The organism is Kocuria sp. (assembly GCF_030530945.1).
GTDB lineage: Bacteria > Actinomycetota > Actinomycetes > Actinomycetales > Micrococcaceae > Kocuria.
Genome location: NZ_JAUMTZ010000003.1, coordinates 167221 through 173971, shown reverse-complemented (window position 1 = coordinate 173971; position 6751 = coordinate 167221). Strand labels below are relative to the sequence as shown.

The 6751-nt window shown below is 75.2% G+C and carries 6 protein-coding genes and 1 tRNA gene; 1 reads left to right on the top strand and 6 read right to left on the bottom strand.

Features of this window, described 5'->3' with window-relative positions; all coding sequences use genetic code 11:
• Window positions 1-87 precede the first annotated feature (87 nt).
• The 6 genes from Q4A22_RS04735 to Q4A22_RS04710 all read right to left on the bottom strand — a co-directional run bounded on the left by Q4A22_RS04735 (window position 88) and on the right by Q4A22_RS04710 (window position 5582).
• Complete coding sequence (locus tag Q4A22_RS04735; protein ID WP_303177577.1) at window positions 88-657, bottom strand: mismatch-specific DNA-glycosylase; 570 nt, start codon at window positions 655-657, stop codon at window positions 88-90.
• A gap of 133 nt (window positions 658-790) precedes the next feature.
• On the bottom strand, window positions 791-1618 hold the full coding sequence (locus tag Q4A22_RS04730; protein WP_303177576.1) for an alpha/beta fold hydrolase: 828 nt from the start codon (window positions 1616-1618) through the stop codon (window positions 791-793).
• A 123-nt stretch (window positions 1619-1741) separates the two neighbouring features.
• Window positions 1742-1942, bottom strand: a complete 201-nt coding sequence (locus Q4A22_RS04725) for a DUF3072 domain-containing protein (RefSeq protein ID WP_303177661.1) — start codon at window positions 1940-1942, stop codon at window positions 1742-1744.
• 376 nt (window positions 1943-2318) lie between these two features.
• Window positions 2319-4106 (bottom strand): selenocysteine-specific translation elongation factor, encoded by a 1788-nt coding sequence (gene selB / locus Q4A22_RS04720; protein ID WP_303177575.1) that lies wholly within the window; start codon window positions 4104-4106, stop codon window positions 2319-2321.
• Window positions 4106-5413 (bottom strand): L-seryl-tRNA(Sec) selenium transferase, encoded by a 1308-nt coding sequence (gene selA, locus Q4A22_RS04715; RefSeq protein ID WP_303177574.1) that lies wholly within the window; start codon window positions 5411-5413, stop codon window positions 4106-4108. The genes selB and selA overlap by 1 nt, the downstream gene beginning before the upstream one ends.
• A gap of 74 nt (window positions 5414-5487) precedes the next feature.
• Window positions 5488-5582: transfer RNA gene (locus tag Q4A22_RS04710), tRNA-Sec, on the bottom strand.
• 71 nt (window positions 5583-5653) lie between these two features.
• On the opposite strand from Q4A22_RS04710, the gene selD reads away from it, so the two are divergent.
• The gene (selD, locus tag Q4A22_RS04705) at window positions 5654-6706 is read left to right on the top strand and encodes a selenide, water dikinase SelD (protein WP_303177573.1); all 1053 of its coding nucleotides are present in this window, start codon (window positions 5654-5656) and stop codon (window positions 6704-6706) included.
• Window positions 6707-6751: the final 45 nt, after the last annotated feature.

Sequence of the window (6751 nt, the reverse complement as noted above, 5' to 3'; positions counted from 1 at the left end):
TGCCGGTGCGAGGTGTCGGTGCGAGGTCCGTCCCGCCCCCCCCCGGGCGCCGCCGCAAACCACCGCTGGCGGACCGGGGCGGAAATGTCAGGACGTGGCGATGCCCGCGGCCCGGGCGATCTCCCCGTACGCCCCGGCGAGGTCATCCAGGGACGAGTGTGCGTTCAGACCGCTGGGGTTCGGTGCCACGTACAGTTCCGTGCCCGGCCAGGGCGAGTCCTGCCGCCCCGTGCGGGCCTTGGGCCGGTCGAAGGCGGCCCGGTAGGCGGTGATGCCGAGCACCGCGACCACCGCGGGCTTCCTCTCGCCGACCAGCCGGTCCAGCCGTCGGCCCCCTTCGTGCAGCTCCTCCCGCGTGAGCTCGTCGGCCCGGGCGCTGGCGCGGGGGCACACGTTGCTGATCCCGATGCCCCGCCCGGTGAGCTGCACCAGGTCCTCGGGACGGTAGCCATCCGCGGCGTCGATCAGGGTGTCCGTGACACCCGCCCGGTGCAGCGCGGGGTAGAAGCGGTTGCCCGGCCGGGCGAAGTGCGCCCCGGTGGCGGCGGTCCACAGCCCGGGGTTGATGCCCACGAACAGCAGCCGCAGCGGGTCCGGCAGCAGGTCCGGGACGGTGCGGTCCCGGTAGGAGTCGAGTTCGGCGCGTGAGAATCCCATGGGTCGCCATGGTAGGCGGCGCCGCCGACGCCCTCGCGGGTGGGAGCGTGCGGGCGGCCCGTGGAGCACCAACGGCAGGGGCGGTGCCCGCTCCAGCCGCCGTCCCCGGTTCGGGCCGGAGGTCCCGCCGCCGTCAGCGCTCGGCGAGAAGGAAGGAGCGCAGGGCCATGATGACCTCGTCCGGACGGTCCGCGTGCACCCAGTGGCTCGCGCCGCGCACGGTGATCCGCACGGTCCTCGGGAACAGCGCCCGCATCACGGGCACGTCCGCCTCCTGGATGTAGGGGGAGTTCTCCCCGGCCATCCACAACACGGGTCCGGTGAAGGTCCGGCCCGCCACGTCCTGGGCGGGCCAGCCGCCCACGGCGCCCAGCTGCGCGTGGAGCAGGTCCAGGTTGGGCTGCCAGGCGAAGCCGCCCTCGCGGTGGCGCAGGTTCTGCAGGAGGAAGCCGCGGACCATGTCGCTGGGGACGTCGGCGCGCAGAGCGGCGTCGGCCTGGGAGCGGTGGGTCAGGCCGGTGAGGTCCAGGCGCTTGAGCGAGCCGAGCAGGTGCTCGAAGTTCCCCCGCGAGGACGCCGCGTCCGCCTCCAGGGAGTCCACGGGGGCGATGTCCTCCACCACGAGCCGACGCACCAGCTCCGGGTGGCGCAGGGCCAGGACCATGGCGACCTTCCCGCCCATGGAGTGCCCGAGCACGTCCACGGGGCCCTCCGCCGCGAACCCGCCGCGCAGCTCCTCGGCCACGGTGTCCGCCATGGCGGCGTAGCCGAAGGTCTCCGTCCACGCCGAGCCCCCGTGGTTGGGCAGGTCCACGAGCAGGCACTGGAACTGCGGCTGCAGCCCCTTGGCGATGTTCGTGAAGTTCTTGCCGCGCCCGAACAGCCCGTGCAGGAACACCAGACGGCGCTCCCCCGATCCGATCAGCGTGGTCTGCAACGTGGGCTTCGCATCCTGTGGCACGCGGGTCAATCTACTGCCCCGCCCGGACCACGCCCAAGCCGACGACGCCGCCGCGTCCGGTGCAGACGGCAGCGCCCCGCGGCGCCCTGGGCGGGCACAGCGGGGCGCTGCGGGCGGAGGAGCTCAGTTCGAGGAGCCCTTGAGCCGCTCGATGTGCTCGGAAGCCTGCGCCTTGGTGAGGTCCGCGGGCAGCTCCTCCCCGGCCTGCTTGGCGAGGGTGTCCAGGTAGGACTTCTGCGCCGCGGTCATGGGCTCGTCCCCGCTGACCCACTCCGAGGGGTCCTTCTCCAGGGTGGAGTCCTGGGCGTCCCCGGTGGCGCCGATGGTCTCGCCCTGGGGCGCACCGTTCTGCGCAGCGCCACCCTGGGCGGCACCGTTCCGGGCGCCCGCGTTCTGGGGCGCACCGGTCTGGGCGGCCGCCTGCGGCACGGAGCCGTCCGGGGTGCCGTTCTCCAGCGGCGGCTGCGCGTTCTGGTCCTGCGGGTTCTGTGCGGGGGTCTCGGTCATGACTGCTCCTTGGGTGTGTCCGGACCGGGGGTCCGGTTCGTGCGGTCGTGGAGTGGGCATCCGCCCGCGGCCCTGGAGGGGCCGGCGGCAGCGGTGCGCCGTGTCGTAACCACGACGCTAACCGGACGCGGCTTCTCCGGGGAGAGGATTTCGCTCACGGCGCGTTCTCCGCCGCGTGCGGTGGGAGATTCCGTCACCGGACGATGCTGCGCCTGCTCCCGTCCTCGCGCCGCGTCCAGCCCTTGGCGTCCAGGTGCTCCAGGAGGGGGATCGCCACGCGGCGCGTGGTCTGCCACGCCTGGCGCGCCTGGCTTGTGGTGAAGGGCTGCGGCAGCCGGGCCAGCTCGCGCATGGCGAGCGCGGGCGCGGTGGGCAGCAGCACGACGTCGCCCGGCAGCCGCAGCAGCCTGCCCGTCCGCTGCGCCGCGGCGAGCTCGCGCGGGCCCAGGCGCAGGGCGTCGAGCTCGTATGCCTCGGGTGCGGCGAACGGGCGGGCCCGCAGCCGGTGCTCGACCTCCGCGACCCCGCGCTCCGCGGCGCCGAGACCCGCGGTGCGGCCGGGGACGGTGAGGTGGCCGTCCCGTTCCTCGAGACCCGCGGCGGCGACCACGGTGTCCAGGACCTCGGCGGCGGGGGCCCCGAGCACCGCGGCAGCGGCACCGCGGGACAGCCCTCGGGACAGCGCGTCGCGCTCGTGCTCGGCTCTCACGGCCCGCGTCAGCGACTGCGCCCACTCCCGCAGGTGTGGGGCGTGGATCCACCAGCCCTGGGCGGCGAGCACGTCGGCCGGCGGCGCTCCCGTCACGGAAAACCCCAGCAGCTGCAGCCGGGACACCGGCACCGCGCCGTGCTTGACGGTCTCGGCCACGGGATCACCGGTGGCCGGGATGGCCGCGAGCCGGGCTGCCTCGCGCGCGGCCGCACCGCGGCGGTCCAGCGCGGGCGGGTCCACGTCCAGGACGCGGGCACCGCCCACGACGACGCGCGCCCCGGGGTAGCGCAGCACGAGCCGGTCCCCGGGCACGAGCGTGAGGGCGTGGTCCAGCCGCAGGCGGGCGTGGTCGCCGTCCAGGGGGCGGAGGCGCGCGCCCACGCCGGCGGTCCCGGCGTGCACCACGAGCTCCTCGGGAACCTCCGTGAACGGCGCTCCGCGGTCGCGGCGGACCTCCAGCAGGTCCGTGGCGGGCCAGGAGTCCGGGGTCAGCAGAACGTCCCCGCGGTGGATGCGCTGCTTGTCCACCCCCCGCAGGTTCACCGCCACCCGGTTGGTGGGCCCGATGTGCTGCACCGCCGTGTTCTGGCTCTGCAGGGAGCGCACGGTGACGCTCCGCTCCCCCTCCGGTCCGCGCAGCGTCATGCGCTCCCCCACCCGCAGGGTCCCCGCGGTGAGGGTTCCGGTGACCACGGTGCCGGCGCCGGAGATCGTGAAGGCACGGTCGATCCACAACCGGATCCGGGCGTCGGGCGAGGGCACGGGAACGCGGGTGAGGACGGCGTCGAGCGCCGCGCGGAAGTCGTCGAGGCCGGTTCCGTGCTGCGCGGAGACGGCCACGGCGGGCGCCTCTCCGAGCCCGGTGGCCGCGAGCTGGGCACGGGCCTGGGCGACGACGGCGTCCACCCGCTCCGGCGCACGGTCGGCCTTGGTGACCACGATGAGCCCGTGCCGGATGCCGAGGGCGGCCACGGCGTCCCGGTGGTCGGAGGACTGGGCCTGCCAGCCCTCGTCCGCGGCCACCACGAACACCACCACCGGAGCGGGCCCCACACCGGCCAGCATGTTGCCCAGGAACCGCTCGTGGCCGGGGACGTCCACGAACGCCACGTGCTTCCCCGAGGGGAGCTCCGTCCACGCGAAGCCCAGGTCGATGGTGAGTCCGCGCTGCTTCTCCTCGTCCCAGCGGTCCGGCTCGATGCCCGTGAGCGCCCGCACCAGGGTGGACTTGCCGTGGTCCACGTGCCCGGCGGTGGCCACCACGTGCATCAGCGCACCCCGTCCAGGGCGGCGGAGACGGCCCGTTCCAGGACCGGGTCCTCCGCCTCCGGGACGCAGCGCGGATCCACGAGGCACGCGCCGTCGTGCACGCGGGGCAGCACGGCGGGGGTGCCCAGGCGCAGGGCGCGGGCGGCGGCCTCGGGCAGCCGCACGGCCCAGCCCGGCAGGGGCACGCCCGGGGCCCCGCCGCCGCCCACGCGGCCGTCGTGCGGAACCACCTCCGCGCCCACCGCATCCGCGAGCCGCTGCGCCCGGGCGTGGAGAGTCCGCGGGTCCGCGTGCAGCGCACGGGCCACGGGTGCGGGGCCGCCGCGCAGCGTGGCCTCCAGCGCCGCGAGCGTGAGCTTGTCCGCCCGCACGGCGCGGGCCAGGGGGAAGCGCGCCAGGCGCTGGATGGTCTCCGAACGCCCCAGCAGCAGACCGGCCTGGGGCCCGCCGAAGAGCTTGTCGCCGCTGGCGATCACCGCGTCCGCACCCGCCTCCAGGGCCTCGGACAGGCTCGGCTCGTCCGGGAGGGACGGATCCGGGGTGAGGAGCCCGCTGCCCACGTCCACCACCAGCGGCACGTGGAACTCGTCGGCGAGCGCGCGCAGCTCGGCCAGCGGCACGGAGGACGTGAAGCCCTCCACCCGGAAGTTGCTGGGGTGGACCTTCAGGAGGCAGCCGGTCTCCGGGCCCAGCGCGGCGCGGTAGTCCTCCGGGTGGGTGCGGTTGGTGGTGCCCACCTCGCGCAGCCGCGCGCCCGTGGACTCCATGAGGTCCGAGAGCCGGAACCCGGCACCGATCTCCACGAACTCCCCGCGGCTGATCACCACCTCCCCGTTCCCGGCCAGGGCGGTGGTCGCGAGCACCAGGGCGGCCGCGCCGTTGGTAACGACCAGGGCGTCCTCCGCGGCGGGGCAGGCCTCCAGCAGGGCCTCGCGGGCGGCCACTCCCCGCCGGGAGCGCTGGCCCGTGGCGAGGTCCAGCTCCACGTCCACGTACCCGGAGGCGTCCAGCAGGGCCTGGCGCGCGGCCTCGGACAGCGGCGCCCGTCCCAGGTTGGTGTGCACCACCACGCCCGTGGCGTTGAGCACGGGCGTCAGGGAGCAGGCGCCCCGAGAGGTGAGCTCGGCGACCACGGCTGGGACGACGTCGTCGGGCGCGATCTCCCCGGCGCGCACCCGGGCCTGGGCCGCCGTGACCGCGGCCCGCACGGCGGCGGGGGCGAGCGAGGCGCCCGCACGCACCACGCGCTCGTCCGCGAGAACGCGGTCGGTGCGGGGAACGCGGCGGCGGGGGTCCTCATCGCTCACGGGAGCTCCTTGCGGGCCTGGGGGTGGTGACCGGCACGGTGAACCCGGGCGGAGGTGGCCCGGGGCCGGATGGTTGGCGGAGGCGGACGGGAATCGAACCCGCCAGACCGAGCTGCTCGGTCTCACCGGTTTTGAAGACCGGGGCGCCCACCAGGACACGGACGCCTCCGCCAGCGAATGTATCACCGCCCCCGGACGGACGCTCAGCAGGCTGTCCGACCCGGTTCCTATGCTGGAGCCATGACTGGCCCACACCCCACCCCCGCGAACACCACGACCCACCCGGAGGGCTCCCCCGGGGGCACCGGCCGCCTCACGAGCTACGCCCACGGGGGCGGGTGCGCGTGCAAGATCCCGCCGGGCGAGCTGGAGGAGGCCGTGCGCGGGCTCACCGGCCAGAACGCTCCGGACGTCCTGGTGGGCCTGGACGACGGCGACGACGCCGCGGCCGTCCTGGTGCGCCCCGACCTCGCCGTGCTCTCCACCGCGGACTTCTTCACCCCCGTGGTGGACAGCGCCCACGACTGGGGGCGGATCGCCGCCGCGAACGCGCTCTCGGACGTCTACGCCATGGGTGGCACGCCCGTGGTGGCCATCAACCTGGTGGGGTGGCCGCGCGAGCTTCTGCCCATGGAGCTGATGTCCGAGGTGCTGCAGGGCGGGCTGGACGTCGCCTCGCAGGCGGGGTGCCCGGTGATCGGCGGGCACTCCATCGACGCCCCGGAGCCCACCTACGGCATGGCGGTCACCGGCACGGCGGACCCCCAGCGGCTCATGCGCAACGACGCCGCCCGGGCGGGTCTGCCCATCACCCTCACCAAGCCGATCGGCGTGGGGCTGCTCAACAACCGCCACAAGGCCACGGGTGAGGTGTTCCCCGCGGCCATCGAGACCATGACGTCCCTGAACAGGGACGCCTCTCGGGCCGCACTGGCCGCGGGTGTCGAGGCCGCCACGGACGTGACCGGCTTCGGGCTGCTGGGCCACCTCTACAAGATGTGTCGCGCCTCCGGTGTGGCCGCCACCCTGGACGCCTCCGCCGTGCCTCTGGTAGACGGCGCGGCCGAGGCCCTGCGGGACGGGTTCGTCTCCGGCGGCACCCGGCGCAACCTGGACTGGGTGCGACCGCACCTGGGCGCCGGGGACGGCATCACCGAGGAGCAGCTGCTGCTGCTCGCGGACGCCCAGACCTCGGGCGGCCTGCTGGTGGTGGGCGAGGTTCCCGGCTACCCCGTGATCGGCGAGACCACGGTACTCCCCGAGGGCGCGGACATCTTCGTGACGGTGCGCTGAGAGCGGCGGGCCGGGCGGGTGCGGCGCGGTCGTCATGGTGGCACC

Excerpts from the sequence above, each read along its gene's own strand:
- selD (WP_303177573.1), top strand. The coding sequence starts at position 5,654 with ATGACTGGCCCACACCCCACCCCCGCGAACACCACGACCCACCCGGAG.
- selB (WP_303177575.1), bottom strand. The coding sequence starts at position 4,106 with ATGCACGTGGTGGCCACCGCCGGGCACGTGGACCACGGCAAGTCCACC.
- Q4A22_RS04735 (WP_303177577.1), bottom strand. The coding sequence starts at position 657 with ATGGGATTCTCACGCGCCGAACTCGACTCCTACCGGGACCGCACCGTC.